The 19,487-nt window shown below is 49.0% G+C and carries 17 protein-coding genes; 5 read left to right on the top strand and 12 right to left on the bottom strand.

Features of this window, described 5'->3' with window-relative positions:
• Nucleotides 1-60: 60 nt before the first annotated feature.
• From H065_RS0108045 to H065_RS0108030, 4 genes are all read right to left on the bottom strand, one after another.
• Nucleotides 61-1,143: an AbrB family transcriptional regulator gene (locus tag H065_RS0108045; RefSeq protein ID WP_017812525.1), complete on the bottom strand. Its 1,083-nt coding sequence runs from the start codon at nt 1,141-1,143 to the stop codon at nt 61-63.
• Nucleotides 1,140-1,868, bottom strand: coding sequence for an MBL fold metallo-hydrolase (locus H065_RS0108040; RefSeq protein WP_017812524.1), 729 nt, complete (start codon nt 1,866-1,868; stop codon nt 1,140-1,142). Before H065_RS0108040 ends, H065_RS0108045 begins: the two co-directional genes overlap by 4 nt.
• Before the next feature lie 126 nt (nt 1,869-1,994).
• A complete protein-coding gene (locus H065_RS0108035; RefSeq protein ID WP_193746769.1) occupies nt 1,995-3,062 on the bottom strand; it encodes a GGDEF domain-containing protein in 1,068 nt (355 codons plus the stop codon).
• 289 nt (nt 3,063-3,351) lie between these two features.
• Nucleotides 3,352-3,981 (bottom strand): nitroreductase family protein, encoded by a 630-nt coding sequence (locus H065_RS0108030; RefSeq protein ID WP_017812522.1) that lies wholly within the window; start codon nt 3,979-3,981, stop codon nt 3,352-3,354.
• Between the two features lie 219 nt (nt 3,982-4,200).
• Here H065_RS0108030 and H065_RS0108025 point away from each other — a divergent pair, with 219 nt between their 5' ends.
• Nucleotides 4,201-4,758, top strand: coding sequence for a hypothetical protein (locus H065_RS0108025; protein ID WP_017812521.1), 558 nt, complete (start codon nt 4,201-4,203; stop codon nt 4,756-4,758).
• A 103-nt stretch (nt 4,759-4,861) separates the two neighbouring features.
• On the opposite strand, the gene H065_RS0108020 is transcribed toward H065_RS0108025, so the two are convergent.
• The gene (locus H065_RS0108020) at nt 4,862-6,070 is read right to left on the bottom strand and encodes an amidase (protein WP_017812520.1); all 1,209 of its coding nucleotides are present in this window, start codon (nt 6,068-6,070) and stop codon (nt 4,862-4,864) included.
• A 229-nt stretch (nt 6,071-6,299) separates the two neighbouring features.
• Here H065_RS0108020 and chrS point away from each other — a divergent pair, with 229 nt between their 5' ends.
• The 3 genes from chrS to chrA are packed head-to-tail and all read left to right on the top strand — an operon-like array spanning nt 6,300 to nt 7,982.
• Nucleotides 6,300-6,785 (top strand): chromate efflux transcriptional regulator ChrS, encoded by a 486-nt coding sequence (gene chrS / locus H065_RS0108015; protein ID WP_017812519.1) that lies wholly within the window; start codon nt 6,300-6,302, stop codon nt 6,783-6,785.
• 4 nt (nt 6,786-6,789) lie between these two features.
• Nucleotides 6,790-7,422 carry a chromate efflux transporter ChrB gene (gene chrB, locus H065_RS0108010; protein ID WP_017812518.1) on the top strand — a complete coding sequence of 211 codons (633 nt, stop codon included), beginning with the start codon at nt 6,790-6,792 and terminating at the stop codon, nt 7,420-7,422.
• Entirely contained in the window at nt 7,422-7,982 is a 561-nt protein-coding gene (gene chrA / locus H065_RS0108005; RefSeq protein WP_017812517.1) for a chromate efflux transporter ChrA, read from the top strand. Before chrB ends, chrA begins: the two co-directional genes overlap by 1 nt.
• A gap of 153 nt (nt 7,983-8,135) precedes the next feature.
• Here the strand turns inward: chrA and H065_RS0108000 are convergent, their stop codons facing one another.
• The 7 genes from H065_RS0108000 to H065_RS0107970 all read right to left on the bottom strand — a co-directional run bounded on the left by H065_RS0108000 (nt 8,136) and on the right by H065_RS0107970 (nt 18,242).
• The gene (locus tag H065_RS0108000) at nt 8,136-8,588 is read right to left on the bottom strand and encodes an Lrp/AsnC family transcriptional regulator (RefSeq protein ID WP_017812516.1); all 453 of its coding nucleotides are present in this window, start codon (nt 8,586-8,588) and stop codon (nt 8,136-8,138) included.
• A 253-nt stretch (nt 8,589-8,841) separates the two neighbouring features.
• Nucleotides 8,842-9,981 (bottom strand): hypothetical protein, encoded by a 1,140-nt coding sequence (locus H065_RS0107995; RefSeq protein ID WP_017812515.1) that lies wholly within the window; start codon nt 9,979-9,981, stop codon nt 8,842-8,844.
• Entirely contained in the window at nt 9,978-11,459 is a 1,482-nt protein-coding gene (locus tag H065_RS0107990) for a glycosyltransferase family 2 protein (RefSeq protein ID WP_017812514.1), read from the bottom strand. Before H065_RS0107990 ends, H065_RS0107995 begins: the two co-directional genes overlap by 4 nt.
• Entirely contained in the window at nt 11,440-12,555 is a 1,116-nt protein-coding gene (locus H065_RS0107985) for a HEAT repeat domain-containing protein (protein WP_017812513.1), read from the bottom strand. Before H065_RS0107985 ends, H065_RS0107990 begins: the two co-directional genes overlap by 20 nt.
• Complete coding sequence (locus H065_RS0107980) at nt 12,552-14,723, bottom strand: GGDEF domain-containing response regulator (RefSeq protein WP_017812512.1); 2,172 nt, start codon at nt 14,721-14,723, stop codon at nt 12,552-12,554. The genes H065_RS0107985 and H065_RS0107980 overlap by 4 nt, the downstream gene beginning before the upstream one ends.
• Before the next feature lie 118 nt (nt 14,724-14,841).
• A complete protein-coding gene (locus H065_RS25505) occupies nt 14,842-17,835 on the bottom strand; it encodes an ATP-binding protein (protein WP_238557919.1) in 2,994 nt (997 codons plus the stop codon).
• Between the two features lie 17 nt (nt 17,836-17,852).
• The gene (locus H065_RS0107970; RefSeq protein WP_017812510.1) at nt 17,853-18,242 is read right to left on the bottom strand and encodes a response regulator transcription factor; all 390 of its coding nucleotides are present in this window, start codon (nt 18,240-18,242) and stop codon (nt 17,853-17,855) included.
• 584 nt (nt 18,243-18,826) lie between these two features.
• Here H065_RS0107970 and H065_RS0107960 point away from each other — a divergent pair.
• Nucleotides 18,827-19,327 carry a CcdC family protein gene (locus tag H065_RS0107960; RefSeq protein ID WP_017812508.1) on the top strand — a complete coding sequence of 167 codons (501 nt, stop codon included), beginning with the start codon at nt 18,827-18,829 and terminating at the stop codon, nt 19,325-19,327.
• Nucleotides 19,328-19,487: the final 160 nt, after the last annotated feature.

The raw sequence follows: 19,487 nt of genomic DNA, 5'->3' as shown, positions 1-19,487 counted from the left end.
TATGATGCAGCAGGCGTATTCATTCTCTAATTAATACCGATTCTGCGAGGGGATGAATCATCAGTGCATCGATATCCTACGGATAAACATACGCAAAAAGGTCGGGACAGCCAGGAAAATCAGCAGTGTACGGAACAATTGATAGCAGCTTACTGTAGCAATATCGGCACTGACCTCATGCGCAATAATCCCCATCTGGTCCATGCCGCCGGGAGCCATACTGAGCAGTGCTGTCGCCGGTGTAAGATGATGCCACTGGATCAGAATAATACTCATAACACAGGCAAAACTCAGCAGTACTACCCCGCTGCCGACAGCGAGTATAGTCATCTGCAATTTGCGTTCCAGCTGCTCGGGATGCAGCATCAGCCCGATCGAGCTGCCAATCATCAGCTGCGCCGCATCCAGTATAGATGCCGGAAGTGCAGGACCCGGGATGCCGACCAGCTGGATGACTGCCGTGACCAGCATAGGCAGAAGCATATAGGCTGTCGGAAAATTAAACCGCTTGCCGATCACTGCCGCGACAGGACAGACAACAACAAACAGCCAGATCGTCGGGGGCAATGATGACCAGCCCGGCGAAGAATGGGTAATCGCCTCTGTGACCGTATTCAGATCCACGCCAAATAGTGGACTAAAAATCAGCAGCGGCACAAAAATGACGATCATCATCAGCCGGGATACCTGCAGGAAGGTAACGACTGTCAGGTCAATGCCTTTCAGCTCCTGTGCCAGCAGTACCATCTGGGTGAGCCCGCCGGGAATACTGCCGATCAGTACAGTCGGAAAAGGAATACGTGTCCACCGGGAAATCAGATAAGCGGTCGCCGTAGAAAACAAAAGCAGCAGCACCGTCATAACGATCATTGACGGTAGCTGCTGCCCGATCCGGGATAGAGTAGAGAATGTCAGTGATAATCCCAGCGAATAGCCAACGATGATCGTACCGGCATCTCTTGCTGCTGCGGGCCAGGCCAGCTGCAGCCTGCGCCCGCGGAGCAATCGGGAGCCGATAAATATCAGAATCATCGGACCAAGCAGCCAAGGCACCGGCAGATTAAACCATTTGAACAGGAGACCGCCAACCAGTGCCAGCAGCAGAGTATATCCCCAGCTCAGCCACGGGAAGCAGCTGCTCACGAAGATGGTACCAGCTCATCCAGCCGCTGCTGCAAATCGCCACGGAACAATCCACCATGATAGCAGACGACAGTATCTATATCGAGCTCGCGAAACGCGTTCAGTGATTGCAGTGCCTGATCTATATTCGGTGTGAAATTAGGCACTGGCCCCATCAGCTGACCCTCATCGATAGCCATGGCATCCGCAGTAATCAGCGTTTTGCTCGCAGGATGGTACAGGCTGATATGACCCGGCGTATGTCCCGGTGTGTGAATAACCTGAAGACCACCTGCGAATGGCAGCAATTCCCCGCCATGCAGGGTATGGGTTACATTGCCCGGCGTCTCCGGCGAGAAGACCGAATAAAATGCATCGCGCTCCGACTCCGGTAGTTCAGACAGCATCCCTTTCAAGCGTTCCGGTGAAGCTTTGAGAAATGGTGCTCTTCCGTCAATCGTCGGCTGATCACCGATATGCGCATAGACATTCAGCTTGCCGGGTGCCGCATCCAGCAGCTGTGGCAGAGTACCCACATGATCAAGATCCTGATGTGTCAGAATAACGGAACTTATCGTGGATCCTGGACGAATATGCTGCATCATGGTATTGTAGCCACCCGGAACTCCAGTATCAATCAATACGGCCTGATCTCCTTCATAGATTACTACCGGATGAATGACCATTTCATGCTCGCCATATTTTAACTTGAGTTCAATAACTTCTATTGTATCTGTAATTTTCATTATGTTCCAAAGTCTAGGATTAGACTTTGGTTCACCTCCTTGTAATGAATACTTGTCTTCACATCTATTATCCCGTGCTGTATAACCACCTGTCAAAAAACGCGTACAGGTGCCCTTTCATTTGCTTCATATACCGGCTGCACATACCCGGTTGCGTCCTTCGTGTTTGGCCCGGTATAGTGCCTGATCCGCCTCATCCAACAGTTCCTCTGCTGATCGATCCGGAAAAACAGATACTCCGATCGAAGCAGTAATTCTCAGCTGCTGACCATCCGGCAGCAGGAAGACATGCTGTTCAATCTGCTGGCGCAGGCGTTCACCTGCCTGCCGGGCCTGATTGTAACTGCAGCAGTGCAGCAACACGACAAACTCTTCTCCACCTTTGCGTGCACAATCATCCGAGGAACGGACAAAATGATGCAGCAGCTCTCCCATTCCCGCCAATACAGCGTCCCCTGCACTATGACCATATGTATCATTTACTGATTTGAAATGATCAATATCCAGCATCAGCAGGGCAAACGGCTCCCCGGTACGCGTCGCATGCAGCACCTTTTGCTCAAAGATCGCTTCAAATGCCCGTGGATTATGCAGTCCGGTCAGATAGTCACGACTGGCGCTTTCCTTGAGCAGATAAATAGATCGATTCGAACGGCTCAGATAAGTCAGCAGTAGATACGTAAATAACCCACCAAGCGTATAAACAAACATAACGAGCAAAAATGGCAGCATAATATTGCCGTCATACGTCATATATACAGGTAGACCGGGCAAAATCATGCTGCTTCCGACAACAATAGCCCACCGCTTCCAAGAGTGATTATGTTTCCCGTCAAATAAAGCACCCGAAAGCACAAAAGCAAGAATGAGCATTGCTATTCCGGCATATAGTCCGGCTGTATTGCTTATATCCAGCAGTACAAATCGTCCGATCAGCAGAATTATCAGACTGATAGCTCCTGCCAAACGACCCGACATATAAACCGCACTAATAATAGCCAGCACACGCAGATCCAGATGAAAACCACCGGGTGCATTAACGTTGAAGATCATAAGTCCAAGCCCCAGCAGTCCAAGCAAAACTCCTGTAATATAAGGAAAAGTACGGCTATACCGAGGGAAGCTTTCCTGAATCTTGTTCAGCAGCAGATTGCAGAGGAACAGGAAAGTAGTCATTAATGTTAAATTGTTCAACAGATTAACCAGCATGATATCCAGCCTTTCATACAAAAGGTATTCATGGAAAACTGCCCTAGGCGGACCTATGCGACAGAACCCATATATAGTTACGGTCTGTTGAAGCAAATAGTTCATTGATGCAGACCCTCTACATTATAACCGGATATCTTCCAGTATCTGTTACATGTTCTTCATTTATGCGCAAATGCACTCCGGATCAGTTGGCAGGCTTTACAGAAAACGAATAAAAAAACCTGGCGTCCGATAGGGCCAGGTCATTTATAATCTTTATTACACTATGAAATCAGAATGAATTTTTGATAACTGCTTCTTCCAGGGAAAAACGACCTGACGCATAAGCAGGCTTCGCCGCTTTACCGACAGAGATCAACAGTGTTGGAATATAACGTGCAGGCACATTGAAATGTTCCATGAATGCAGCAGCGTCAAATCCACCCATTGGACAAGTATCATAACCAAGTGCTTTGGCAGCCAGCATCAGGTTCATCGCTGCATAAGAAGCATTGCGGTTGGCACTGTCACGTGCTACATCAGAACTCTGGTATGCGCCATTGATCTGGTTAACCAGTGTATCGCGAATCTCTTGTGTCATAGAGCCGGCTTCCACCAGGGAATCATAGACAGGGGCTGCATTACGGTTCGCTTCCAGGTCACCCAGTACCGCTACGACAAAAGAACTGTCACTGATCTGGGACTGATTGTAGGCGATAGGCAGCAGTTCCTGCTTTTTGGCTTCATCATCAATTACGAGGAATTTCCAGTGCTGCAGATTCCATGCGGAAGGAGCGGCATTCGCAGCAGACAGGATCGTCTCCATGTCTTCTTGCGGAATAATATAGCCTTTTTCGTATACTTTGACCGAATGACGTTCTTCCATTACCTGAATTGTTTCCGGTTTGACCATATTAGACATCATAACCACTCCTCGGGATATTTTAAGTCAGGAATTATAAACAGGATGACTGAATTCATAACTATCAATAATAGTTACCAATAGTAATTAGGTGTATATTCCATTGTGATTATATAATCATACCTATCTACTGTCAACTACAGGATTTATATATGTTCATACTACCTGTATCTTTGAATATACTGAGGATTCAATCCCATTTGTCAGGAGTGATTAAAAGTGTACAGTGAAAACAGAAACTATCCTGATTGCAAGCAGATCAAGCGTATCGTAGAAATTGGCGGACTGACAAAAACGCAGCTGCTCCATAAGCTGCAGCAGCACTCTATAATGATGAATGAATTGGGAAAAACATTAATAACCGATAATAAATTCACAACTTCTGATATCAAATACAGTCTGCCGACTGTAGAACTCACTGTTGGTCAATTAGGTTTTCCTGAGGGAGCTACAATAGATCAGATCTTTGATAGAGCAGACGAATCGGGTTTGGCATTGTGCCCGTTAGAGCTGGGACCTCATCTAAGATTGGCGTATCTTGATCAGCCAGAAAATTATGGGGATCAGCCAGTTCAGCAGCATAGAGCGCCGGCCGGCTCTGTTACCATTGCCTCGAGGATACTGACTGAAGACGAAGAGTTTCCAAAGGGATTTTATCTTAGAAAAATCAATGGTGTCTTATGGCTACGCGGTTATATTGCTGACCATCTGCACGTTTGGAGTCCAGATGATCATTTTATCTTTGTTCAAACAACGAGCCGCACAGCAGAGGTCTAAATGAATAGAATTCACACTCGCAAACTGACAAATCTATAGAAAGACAACTTAACGAATGAAAAGAAGGATCGTTGCACAAATGCTAACGATCCTTCTTGTCCATTTATGATGTTATGATCGCACTCTCACGTACCCACTGCAGCAGACGCAGATCCTGATGTGCTCCGGCAATGATCGACAGGCCGACTGGTGCTCCATCTATCGTGCCTGTCGGTATAGTAATCTGTGGCAGACCGGCCAGACCGGCTATCGATGAGAGCTGCATGGTCTGGGAACGGCGGCGCTCACTGTCTTCACCCTGAATATGCAGCGATGGCGCCGGACCTGTAGCAGTTGGCAGGATCATCAAACTATCGGTGCCAAGCAGCGTTCGCAGCGAATCACGCACTGTATTCATTTTGGTAAATGCTTCGCTCTGTTCCTCACGCTTAAGCATACTCGCCCAGGCGAATCGATCAGCTATATCGGGAGCAAATACAGGCTGTACCTGCTCGATCCATTCCCGGTGCTGTTCCCAGATCTGAATCCCCTGTACGCTGCGAAATGCAGTCATCCACGTACCGAGTCCTTCCGGCGCGATAGAGATCCATTCACCGGCGGATGGATATCCTGTCAGTCTGGACAGCAGTTCATGTGCTGCTCCAAGCAGCAATGTGCGTGTACCTTCTTCCGTAATATCCCAGGCTTCCCTTGGTAAATACACCTTGGCAAAATCGTCGCTATCCGGCGCAGTCTGCAGTGGATCAGCCGCCAGCAGAACCTGTCCTACATCATGCAACAGTTCTGCCGTATTTGCCATCCACCCTACCGTGTCAAAGCCCGCTGCCAGCGGAATAACACCTTTCATTGATACCGCATCATGCGTCGGACGCATCCCATAGATTCCGCAGTAAGACGAAGGAATCCGCACCGATCCTCCCGTATCTGTACCAATAGCAAAATCACGCAGACCGGCGGCTACCGCTACAGCCGAACCGCTGGAAGAACCGCCTGGAATCCGATCTGCTGCCCGGGGATTAACCGGTGTACCATAATGAACATTTTGTCCATTCAGACTGTACATCAATTCATCCGTATGAGTAGTGCCTTTTAGCACAGCGCCTGCATGCAGCAGACTCCGAATTGCTGGCGCAGTAGTAGAAGAGGGCTCATGAGTACGCAGCCAGTCCGGATTGCCGGCGCCCGAAGTATAACCTTCCAGTGCAAATACATCCTTGACCCCAAAGGTTAACCCGCTTAGCAAACCTTTGCCGTTCTGGTTCCGTGTTAGCGTAAACTGCTCATTTACAAATGCATTCCACTCAGACGTCATACGGGTTCCTCCCCTATAGTCGGTTAACGGCAGCACAGCCACCTGATCAAACGTAAGCCGAATTTCATTTTAATATTGAAAACGATTATTAAACATTATATATTTATCCATATTGTAATTAAAAGTATTATTTTCTGAACAAAAAGAAAGTTGTATCGTTATTATTCCAGCCATTCGATAATTGTGCACCATGCACTAACGAACAGCTGACTATCCGGGAGTGAATATAATGAGCCAATCCAAATCCTCCGGCGGCATGCAGGAGAACCATATTGATGAGATTGACCGCAAGATTATTGCTATTCTTAACCAGAATGGACGTATATCCTATACCGATCTGGCCAAGGATATCGGTCTGTCACGGGTTGCCGTACAGGCGCGCGTGAATGCACTGATGGAGAATGGAACGATTGAGCGTTTTGCAGCTGTTATTAATCCAGCCAAAATCGGCATCGCCGTCTCGGCCTTTTTTAATGTCGAGGTAGAGCCCAAGCATCTGCACGAGACCGCGGATCAGCTGGCCGAAGAACCGTTTGTAACGAGTCTCTATCATATGACAGGGCCAAGCAAGCTGCATATGCATGGACTGTTCAAGGATAATCAGGAAATGGAGACTTTTTTGCGCGAGAAATTATATAATATGCCGGGTATTATGAGTGTGGACTGTCAGGTGCTGATTACACGCTACAAGAGCCGGATGGGAATGAGGTTATGACGTAATGAATACACACGCTTCCCCCTCTCCGGCCTCTGCCGATGCCCCGTCTTATCGTCAGGCGACCTACAGCGAACTGAGCTGGGCGATGATCCGTACCGGTGTACTCGGCTACGGCGGAGGACCATCGGTCATGCCATTATTCCGGTACGAAGCCGTCACCCGTTACCATTGGATCAGCGACGATGAATTTGGCGAAATTCTGGCGCTGGGCAATGCGCTTCCCGGACCGATCGCTACCAAGATGGCTGCTTATCTGGGCTACCGTGGCAAAGGAATTCCGGGCGCGATTCTGGCTGTACTGGCACATATTCTGCCTTCGTCCATTGCCATGATCGTACTTTTGTCCGCCGTTGCGTACTTGAACAGCTCCAAGATTATTCAGGGCATGATCGCTGCCGTCGTACCGGTAATTGCCGTTATGTTGGGGGTCATGGCTTATGAATTTGGTGAAAAGGCGGTCAAAGGACTCGGCAAGACGCTCGGTATTATTTTGTTTGTGATCGTGTTTATTTTGCTGCAGCTGCTAAATGTTCATGCAGCTATCGTGATTGCGGCATTCCTGGTCTATGGCGCTTTTCACTTCAGGCTGGTACAGCATCTGCGAAAGCGGCGTATCGACGGAGGTGAGCGCTGATGTCACTTGTGAATGACTGGCTGGAATGGCTGCGTCTGCTATGGGGATTTTTCCTTGCCAATGTGCTTGGCTATGGTGGAGGTCCGGCTTCGATTCCGCTGATGTACAACGAAATCGTCACCCATTACCACTGGCTGGATGATACAGCATTCTCCAATGTGCTGGCACTCGGCAATACGCTGCCGGGACCTATCGCGACCAAAATCGCTGCTTTTGTCGGCTTTGATGTGGCAGGTATTCCGGGTCTATTAATTGCTCTTCTGGCAACCATCGTACCTTCGGCGGCAGCGATGATTATCCTGCTGCGTCTACTGCAGAAACATCGCTCTTCGCCGGTAGTCAAAGGACTCACTTTGCTGGTACAGCCGGTTATTGCAGTCATGATGCTGGTACTGACCTGGCAGCTGGCAGATGAATCGTACGGTTCTATCGGGCTATGGCAGACGCTCGGTATTGCGCTGGTAGCCTTCTGGGCGATGCAGATTCGCAAGATTCATCCGGCTTTTGTAATTTTGGCGGCTTTTACCTATGGAGCTATTGTGTTGCCCTATTTTGTGTAAAAGATTGGTTGCACAAGTAGTTATCCGCGCCGCTATTTATTCATGCAGAATGCAGCAAAGCCCCTGTCTGGTATTATCAGGCAGGGGCTTTGCTGCGGCTATAGGCTATAGTATTTCAAAATCCATACTTGGTGAATTTATGTTATGTACCGATCAGACCAGCCGCTGATCTTCCAGCAGATTAGGCTTGAGCGCCTTATGTTCAATAGGAGAAGACAGTACGATCAGCGTTGTATAATCTCCATGGTTGCTAATACGGTCTTCAAAGTCTTCCAGCTCACGGATCGAAGAAGTCACGACTTTGAGCAGATAATTATAGGCTCCACTGGTTCGATGACACTCCACAATCTCCACAGCTTCCCGGCAAAAATCCAAAAAATGCAAACCATCACTGGCTCGGAACAAATAATAAGCTGTAGACTGATGCCCAATCTTCTCTGAGGACAAGATCGCCCGGTAGCCCTGAATAATACCGCTCTCCTCCAGCCGCCTCACTCTTTCGGTCACAGCAGGCTGTGACAGTCCGACCTCCCTGCCCAGATCCGTCATCGAGATGCGTGCCTGCTGCTGCAAATGCAGCAGAATATTTTGATCTACCTGATCCATTTCTTTCCCCCTCCACCTTCATGCTGATCGGTATACTGCAGACTCGAGCCTTATACGCCAAATCCGTACATGAAGTGTAATCGTTTACCTGCTTAATCGTCGATATTTCCCCGGTTGTTATATGTATTAGTGCGATAGTATCACAGAAGCGGTATAGAGTAAATCCATCGCACCGCAAATAAAAAGACTCCATCCTAAGCGAAAAAGCCTAGAAGCTCCTCCGCTCATCATGGAGACAGACCTGTACTGTCGTTTATTTGCTGCTGGCTGCAGCCGTTTCCTGAAGAATGGATTTCATCAAAGGCACATAAATATGCCAGTAAAAAGCATCTTCGCTGTTCGGACGGTCAAATGTCAGCCAGCGCTTGAAGTTCTCCCAGCCCTGATACTTGCGCCAGAATGAATAGTGGTCATAATCCGCATAGTCACCGGCAAAGTAGTAGGAGACATAGGTATCATGCTGCTGCCGGATCACAGCCGGGAATTCATAACTGATTCCGGCGGCCTGAAGCTTGCTCTTTCCATCATCCGTCAGTCCCAGATTGTAATTGGCCAGCACTTCCGCTCCTTCGGCAGGCTTCATCACGTCAAACCAGTAGTTGTAGCGAATCGTACTGTCCAGTCCGAGCCGGGCCTTGCCCTGGGTCGTCAATATCGTCTGCACACCTTCTTCGCCAATCTGCTTGCCATGCTCCAATACGACCACCCGGCCGTCTTCATGAACAAAGACTACGCCCGGTCCAGTATACGGCCAGCGGTTCGGATCACTGCCATCACCGCTCAGAAAGGCAGGCACTTCGCCGCCACGGGTTAGATCGCTGAAATACCTGCCGGTCCATCCTGTCCATTCTGCTCCAATTAGCGGGTAGAATTCCTGGCGGGTACCTGGCTGTGTCGGAGTTGCCAGACTGTTGAATTCGGCGATCAGCGTCTTTACTCCGCCACCCGTTACAGCACTGCGAATTCGCTGTATATCCGAGATGGTCAATCCTCCATAGAGCATTCCTCCCGATAGATCACCGGTGGTCGAATTGTTCTTGTCGTACTGCGCCCGTTCGATCCCGTACGTATCGGCTACATAGATCATATCGGTGCCCTTCAGATCCGCTGGCAGTCCGGTAGTCTCATATTGACGATCCGCTTTTGGGAAAAATCCGTAATAATCACGGGTGTAATCATAAGACTGTTGGTCTGCTTTAACATATTTCTGCTGATTTAGCAGCCAGACGAGTCCCTTGTGCTCACGATATGTCATATCCGGTACCGTCTTATCGAGGATGGCAACCTGCAGTGTGGTCGCCGGCTTCGCTTCCCACCATATCCACGGAGTCAGCAGCAGCACGACAACCAGCAGAGGAATCAGCCAGAATTTCCAGGTACGTTTACGTTTCATGGCTGTCCTCCATTTGTCCGGTTATCCGGTTTTTTGGAGTTCATGACACCACCGCGTGCCATATCCCCCCAGCCTTGATTTTTACGACGAACAATCTGAATCAGTCCTTCAAATCGCCAGAGTGTCATAATCGGGCGATACCAGAAAGTCTCGGATAGCGCGAACAAAAACAGTCGCGTCAGATCCGCTACCCGGTTGTATCGTTTGAAGCACCATTCTTCGAACAGTACTGCTCCCATAGACAGCAGTGAACCGTATAAGAGCATAAGAAGGGCGAGAACCATCGTTATTCTCACGTCTACCGTATCGAGGAAAATCCCGACAATTACCGTAACTACGCCAGCCAGCTCTACCACTGGCCCCAGCAGCTCTACGAATAGAAAATAGGGCATGGAGATCATGCCGATTTTGCCATACTTGGGATTAAATAGCATGACTTTGTGGCGCCATAGACTCTCATACAGACCTCGATGCCAGCGGGTACGCTGACGACGCAGGATTTTGGCTTTCTCCGGGGCCTCGGTCCAGCAGACCGGATCGGGTACATAGACAATCTGCGCCTTGCTTTTCTTTTCCTGGATCCGGCGATGCAGTCGGACGATCAGTTCCATATCCTCACCGACCGTATCCACCTCGTAGCCGCCCACCTCGATCACCCAGCTCTTTTTAAAAATACCAAACGCACCGGATACAATCAGCAGCAGATTATGACGGCTGAGTCCAATTCGTCCCATCAGAAAAGCACGCAGATACTCAATAACCTGCATTACCACCAGCGGTTTGCTGGACAGCCGTACACTCTCACGACTCAGATAACCACTATCTACATAACTGCCATTGGCGATTCCAACACTGCCGCCTGTAGCGACAATCTCTTCATTGGGGCCAGCATCCATAATCGGCTTCATCACTTTGATAAAAGCATCCTGATCCAGTACCGTATCCCCATCCAGTGAGGCAAAATATGGATACTGGCACACATTGATGCCTACATTCAGCGCATCAGCCTTACCGCCGTTTTCCTTGTCGACCAGCACCAGATTATTGTGCTGCAGCGAACGGTAAATGCCCCGGATCGGTTTGGTTGGCTTGCCGAGTCCTGACCAGCGTACCCGGCTTTTAACTTCTACCATATCAAATTCATCGATCAGATACTGTACCGTCTGATCTTTGGAGCCATCATTAACGACCACAATCTCGAACTGCTTGTAATTGATACCCAGCAGCGAGCGCACACTCCACACGATATTCAGTTCTTCATTATAGGCTGGCACAATAATCGACAGTGGCGGAGCCAACTCTTCTTCCAGTACCTGATCATACTGGCTCTCATTCAGATCCTTTTCCCGATTCAGCTTCCGGGCAGCCACGAAGAACAGAACGACATAAGCGATACTGACGGCAACGACATAGATCATAATAATAATGCTAACAATCTCGAATAGGGTTCCTGTAATATCAAGCCAGATTCCGCTCATATTGTTTCCTTTCCAGCGTCTCCTCCGCCATCTCGCGCGCATAGCGGTCCGCATGTTCACCGGCAGCTACCTTTTCCAGCAGCTCCAGTCCATTTTTGTAGGCAGCCAGGGATTCTGCCGCCTGCTGGCGAACCCGGTATGCCGAATCCCCCAGCATCTCCTCCAGATAAGGCACGAAAATATCTTCACGGATATTACCCATTACTCTTGCCCGCATCAGCCGCTCCGGCCAGGAGACCTGCTCCACCGTATGATCGTGCTCATTCTCCATCTGCTCTACCAACTGCCGCGTTGCTTCCGGCGTCAGATAGCCAAAGTTGGAAATTGCTTTGAGCGAACGGATACGCAGCTCACTATCTTCTCCAACCAACTGGCGTTCCAGCAGATTCAGCACTTCGGCAGAACGAATATTACGAATACGCAGCGAATCGATAAAGCTGCACCGAACCCGGAACGGATACTGTTCAAATTCGGCAATCAGCTCCCCCTGTAGTTCATCATTCAGTGGAAGCAGAATCTGCAGCAGCTGACTGTCGGACAGATCATGATTATTCTCCCGCAGATATTCAGGTACACGGTGGCTGTTCAATTTGGAAAGAATCCGCAAAATCTGAAAGTATTCCTCTTCCGAACACTGGGGATCATTCATCCATTCGAGCAGATCCTTTTCCATGGAATTCATCTGGAATTGCTCGATCCAAAGCAAGGTGTTCATGCGGGTACTCCACTGGCGATCATGCAGTGAATGTTCATATTGGCTGGAGAAATACTTTTCCGCAAAGTCATAAATCCGGCTGCGTTCTTCGGGAGTACGGCTGATCGAGAGCCTGTGCAGCAGTGCTTCCTGGATCGCCTCCATCCGAAAAGGCTCTTTGGTAGACAACCGGCGCGACGTCTCTCCGGTCAACAGGTACTCTTCCAGTACCGAATCGGATTGTTCCAGTTCCTTGCGCAGCTTGTAGACAGCAGCCTCTCTGCGGTTGAAGCTTGATTTGCGTATAGCCAGATAGACATACAGCGCAACCAGTGCAATCAGCATCACCGCACAAAGCCATAAGACAACGGTCAGTACGGAATCAGGGTCCATGCTGTTCATAGTCCCATCCTCCCCAGCAGGCGCCGGATGCGTGCTTCCAGTTCGACAATACTGAACGGCTTGGTCAGGTAATCATCCGTTCCAGCCCGGATAGCTTCCGCGACTTCACGGTCATCTCCAACACTGGTCAGCATAAGAACCATATAATTGGCGCGCATCTCCATGCTGCGAATACGGCGCAGCACTTCCATGCCGTTCATGCGTGGCATCATCCGGTCCAGGATAACGACATACTGCGCATCCTCTCCATGCCATGGATCTGTGAAAAATTCTTCCCCATCGCTGAATGTTCTAATCTCCAGCGTATGTTCGATATCCAGTCCGCCAAGCCTTTTGCTGAGCATACCACGGATCAGATCGTCGTCGTCGATAATAGCCAGCCGCCACGGTTTCACCCCGGCAGGCGGTACAGGAGCCTGTTCTACCTCGGCTACCTGTTGGCTAACCAGTGTCCGCTCCTCATATCCCATCCATTCCAGTGTACCGCGCCGTCCACCGGTCTCACCGGTCGATTCACGTTCGCGAATCGTATCTACCTGAAGCGGTAAAGAAGATGGTGTAGAGGAAGACATTTCAGAATCATTCGACCAGGAGGTTCCTTGGACTTCATCAGGAATAGTCGCTGCAGAGGCTGTAGATACCGATACTTCAACACTATCCACTGCAGTCCGTTCTTGTTGCAGCGGCACTGACTGATTCGAATCCTCTACGGTCAACATAGACGATTGCTCTTCCTGATCGCCAGGAAAAATGGGCTTTTTGTCTGCATATTTCTTGAGTCGTGAAGAAACCGAAGACAGCAGCGTTTCTACCTGATTCGTTGCTTTAGCCTCTTCATGGACTGCAGAAAATTGAACTTCACTTGCTGCAGCAGATGGTTCCCGATTCGATACTACAGCAGCCGAAGATGGTTCACCGGGCATCTCTTCAAATGGACGAACTGGACGCGGTTCCGTAATTCGTCGCCGCTCCGGCACGATCATTACACCATCATGCCTGCGCTTGGCTTCTGCTACAATACGCAGAATCTGGTCATAACAGGACTGTGCTGTCATGCCTGGCTTGAGTTCCAGTACACCTGCCGAAAAAGTAACCCGATAGCTGTCCGGGCCAATCAGATGTTCTTCTCCTTCCAGGCGTTCAAGCAGCTGATTGGCAAAGGAAACAGCTTCTTTCTCCCGTATTCCCGGTTGAAGCAGATAAAACCGATCATACCGATCACGTGCCCAGATATCCTGCGGTCCAAGCGAACGACGGACCAGATCGGAGAAATAACGCAGCAGCCGATCGCCTTCGGCATAACCAAATCGTTCATTAATATGGCGGAAACTGTCGAGATCGAACAGGGTTAGGACAGCGGGTTCATGTTGGTCTGCAAGTCGCTGCAGATGACGAACCAGTTCCTGGGCAAAATAGCTGCTGTTATAAGCCCCTGTCAGTTCATCCGACATAAGCAGTGTATTCAGCTTTATCCGCCGCTGTACCTGATGACGGATACGCAAAATAAATTCTTCCATATCCAGCGGTTTGCCGATAAAGTCATCGGCTCCCGATCCATAGGCACGCAGCCGCGTATCCCGGTCTGCACTTGTACTCATCAGAATAACCGGAATCAGATACTGTTCACTCCGTGCCTGAATTTCCCGCAGCAGTTCAAATCCATCCTTGTCCTGAAGCAGCACATCGAGAATAATGCAGTCAGGCTTCATATTATAAAAAATCTCCATCGCCCGGGTCCCGTCCGAAGCGGCAAATGTCATATAGCCCGCCTGCTCCAGCTGATCCTTGAGCATTTGCAGCAGACTCGTATCATCATCCACCACCAGTAATGTACCTTGATACGCCGGGGCTGGCTGTACTTCCGGCTCCATTGCAGGCACATCATCTTTTTCTGGATCTTCATCTGCCAGCAAAAACAAATAAACCATCGGTGCCAGCAGCTCTCGAATCTGCTCTGCTGACCACACCTGCTCCCCTTCCGGGTCCAGACGTTCTATCAATTCTGCAGATACGTTAAACCAGTCTTCCAGTCCAATTGTGCCGGAGGTTCCTTTGGCAGAATGCACCAGACGATACAGCTCCGGCTCGGGTGTCATTTGACCGGATGACGTCATTTTTTTGATTTTATCTTTCATCTGTTTGATAAAAAGCCGCTGATATTTATCCATACTGCCTCCTCCGGCTGTTCTGCATTTACGCTTTTATGGTGCGGCGCCAACGAAGCAGCCCGTTTTCTTTCCGAAATAATTTCCTTTTACTGTTCCATTACCCATTTCAGAGGAGATATCAGTCTTCTTCGCCCAGCAGATCCACACTAATAAAGTCTTCGTTGACCTGCATTTGTACGGCATGCAGTCCATTCTTTTTCAGTGCCGACTGAATTACCTGCTCATTGTGCCCGGCAATCACCACATCGTTGGTATGGGTTCCGCGCTGAATCAGAGCAATACCGAGCTCCTTCATCCGCTCTACGGTAAATGGTTTTTGCAAGTACTTCTCGTTGGGTTTCTCGGCAAAATCACCCGGCTGATCAAGCGCGGACGAGACAATAACAGGTACATGTCGACTGGCTTCCCGGCCTTTGAGGATGCTGATAAAATCCCAGCCGCTACGCGATCCGGACAGCCGAATATCTACAATGCACAGCAGGGGCGGCTTCTCGCTCCGCTCCAGACTGAGTATGGCGGCTTCGGCAGTATTCAGCGACAGGATATCGTACTGCTGCTCTTCAAAGGTAGCCCGGATAAGTCCGGACAGATTATCATCGTCTTCGATAATAACGACTTTGTTGTCCAGCTGCGGGACAAGGAACTTGGGTAAGCGGACAGCAAACGTGCTGCCTTCACCCAGACGGGAATCAAAATAAACCTCTCCGCCCAGATCGCGCACAATTTCGCGTACAATCGCCAGCCCCAGACCGGTTCCGCCAATCTGGCGACGATCCGAATTATCCACCCGGTAAAATTTACCGAACATTTTGTCGCGGGCTTCATCGGGTATGCCAAGTCCATAATCCTGCACCTCGGCGATCCAATCTGTTCCGCCATCGATTATCCTCACATCAATCTGCGGTTGACCTGGTGAATACTTCACTGCATTACTGATCAGATTATGCATTACCTGAGTAATACGATCGGTATCTCCTTCCACAAAGCAAGCCGATTCCGGCAGCTGTATCTGAATATGATGCTCCTGCTTGCCATCCCACTGACGGGCAACATCGTGTACTACCTGTCTCAGATCAAATGGCACCCGGGTATAGTTTTGCTTGCCGGACTCCATCCGCTGCAGATCCAGAAAGTCACTGATCAGATTGGACAACCGGTTGGCTTCCCGGTGAATCGTCTCCATATATTTGCGCGACTTCTCCGGCTTCACTTCGCGATGCAGCAGAATCTCCACAAAGCCGAGGATACTGGCCAGCGGAGTACGCAGTTCATGGGAGACGATGCTGACAAACTCATTTTTCATCTGATCGGCTTGTTCTTCTTCGGTACGATCACGGAATACCAGCAGATAATAGTCCTTCATATCGGCTCCCGTAATCGTATTGATATACAATTCCAGATAATAAACGGAACCATCTCGGCCCCTGAGAGAGAACTGGGTCTTCCAGTCATTCGCCGCGCCCTCAATCGCCTGCTGAATCTGTGCACCCAGATTCTCTGCATGAACGCTGTGTGTATCCAGATAATCACCCAACGCCATAATGCTTGCACCTGTGCGCAGATCTGGCAGTACACGGCTGACCTGCTCATTGGAAAAGGATACCGTTCCTTCCCGATCACATAGCACCAGTCCTTCATGCAGCGAATCGATAATTTCCTGAATAGCATCCCGCTGCTGTCGAATCATCAGCTTTTCTACTTCCAGTTCGGCATTCAGTTCTTCCAGTCGAATGCTCTGTTTGAGACGTTCTTCTCCCGCGAGCTGTGCCTGATAAGCCATGCCAAACTGGTTAATCAGCCCTTCAGTCAGCATCTTGTCATGAATCTGTACCGCTGCACTTCCATAGCTGGTCAGCAACAGAAAACCAATGATTCTCATCTGGTCATCACACAGCGGATAATAATGATCATCCGCACGTTCGTATCCCATATGAATACCGCGTTCTTCGCCGCTCAGTACGCGGCTGCGTACGATAGATCTTTTTTCTTCCATGACCTGAAGCGCCGGACCGAACAATGCGGTTCCATCAGGCTGCTCCATATGCCCAGGCCATCCGATCGCATGAATAGTATGAAATACCGAAGTATCCTGCTCCGACTGAATAACGAGCATCAGCGCATCATGATAGGTCGCCTGTAGCAGCGCTCGCAGGCTGTTTTCCAGAAACTCGCTCATGGTGGTGAATCCGGTCAGCTTTTCCTGATAGGAGTTAATCAATTGCAGCTGTCTCTCCCGGTCGGTCAGCTTGGCCAGTATCACTTCCTGTTCATGCTGCTGTACCAGAATCTCTTCATTTTGTGCTTCCAGTTCATCATGCTGTTCAGCCATATGCCGCAGATTTTTTTCCAGTTCCTGATGACGTTCCTGCAGCTGGTCGCTCATATGATTAATACCGTCCATGAGTCCACCGATCTCGTCTTCATTTATCCGCTGATCCAGTCGTACATGTTCTCCCTGACTGATACGGCGGACCGCAGATTCCATCTGTATGACGGGCTTGACGATCAGCTCCCGCAGATAACGGATGAGCAGGAGCGCTGCTATTAATCCGAGCACAATAAATACCAGTGGTATAAACAGCACCAGTGAATTAAGCTGCTGGCTCTTCTGCATCAGCATCGTCACTTCATCACGTTCATTGGTGATCATCTGTTCCATTTCTTCATTTACAGCGCTCACCAATACAGTCGTCGTCCTGGATAGACGCTCAATCTCCGCCTGATTGTCCTCCTGCTTCATCTGCTGAATAGCGGGGAAATAGCTAAAATATTCCTCGCTCTGGCGAACCAGACTATCCAGCTGTGCAGCCATACTGGTAGAGTGGTTGGATCGTGCGCGATAATCTTCAAGTTCGCTACGGAATTGATCTCTGTCGGTACGCGCTGCTGTCAGAAAATCTTCACGGTCAAACGCCAAATACGCACGGAAGTTGGATACCGTAGAGCGATAACCTTCTTCCATTTTTTGCAATCGGTTCTGCTGATCCAGATGATAGTTGATCTGATCCGTGATCTGTGAGACCTGCTGCTTAAACATCCATTCCACTGCAAATACAATCAGTCCAAAAATCAGAAAGATAACGATAGTCCACCGGGCAATTCTGCGCGCCAATCCCCCGCCGGCCTGCATCAGTTATCCCTCTGCGTACCGGATAACAGTTCTTCTACGGCATCCAGCAACTGTAGCGGACTGAATGGCTTGGAAATATACAGGGTAACTCCCGCCTGTTCCGCCCGCATTCGATCCTTTTCCTGTGCTTTGGCAGTTAACAGAATAATCGGCTTGTCCTCATTGACACTGCCGCTACCACGCAGCCATTCGCAGACTTCAATCCCGGTGGCTTCCGGCATCATATAATCGAGAATGATCAGATCATAAGATTGTTCCGCCAGTTTTTCTTTTGCCAGTCCGCCGTCCTCGGCTTCCGTTACTTTGTACCCTTCATCTTCCAGTGTCTCCAGCAGCAAAAATCGCAGCGCAGGTTCATCCTCCGCTATTAAAATCTCAAATGATGACATCATCGATTCCTCCCTGTATATTAAATATGATGAAATGAACATTTGCTGTTATATACCAATTAACAATAAATGGACTAATTTAAAAACAATAGCAATTTAATTTTAACATAATTATACTTTTCTGCTTCTGTTTGTCTGATCACGAATCACCTTTGCAAAAGTTTGCTTTAGTGTTGAGACAAGTATCTCATTCCAGACATTCTTTTATCGATGAGCAGCAAACGGCCAGACTTCCTTCTTTAATGTCGGTCAGCAAGTGTAATATACAAATAGGACCTAATGCGTAATCTGCTGCTTTCCGATCAGGACATTGCGATCGCACAGAGCGACGTATATAACTTATTTACGGAGATTCTGTGTGTATGGATTGGCGGTACCTGCAGACTCTATTTCAAAATTTAAACCGTCGAAAGATGTTCATACGGGTAATCGTGTGCAATAGGGTTGATCCCCAAAATATGATATACTAATAAAGTATTTTACTGCATGTTCCATGTCCTGCTGGACACCAAGCATTTTGTTTATTCAAAAGTAGTTTGCAGTTCAACATATTTTATATTCCGGAGAGGGGTTTGTCCTTTATCATGTTACAATTCAGTCCCTCCTTTTTACAGATAGGCTCTACTGTCGGTCTGCTGGTTATTGCTCTGACCGCTATTCTCGTACGTTCCCGAACCAATCACCGGCCGGTTAACGCCAAAAAGATCCTGATTCCACCGCTCGGCATGAGCACCGGCTTTTTCATGTTTGTGGTTCCTGATTTTCGGGTGACCTGGCTGTGGGCATTGGGTGCTTTTCTGGTGGGCTGGTTTATTTTCTCGTACCCGCTGATTCGCGGAACCCGGTTTGAACATAACGGGACCGATGTAGTTGTACAGCGCTCCAAAAGTTTTTTGTTTATTCTGATCGGACTGCTGCTGGTTCGTCTACTGCTGCACCGCTTTATCGAGCATTACATTACCATCCCGCAGACAGCAGGTGTATTCTTTATTCTGGCATTTGGTACGCTGCTTCACTGGCGACTTGATATGTTCCGCAAATATCGCAAGATCACCGAAGCTGCCGATTCCCGGCCAACCGTATAACTGCATAATTAAAGTAAACTTGTCGCAGGCCACTATACGTTCCCAGAGGATACGTACAGCAGCCTGCGAAGCGTTATCCTGCACGCGATATCTCTTCAAACACGATAGATATTTGCAAAATAATAAACGGAAATATAATCAAAAAAGCTAGCCATCCGGT

The organism is Paenibacillus shenyangensis, from assembly GCF_000346635.1.
GTDB lineage: Bacteria > Bacillota > Bacilli > Paenibacillales > Paenibacillaceae > Saccharibacillus > Saccharibacillus dauci.
This window is presented reverse-complemented; position numbering and strand designations above follow the sequence as displayed.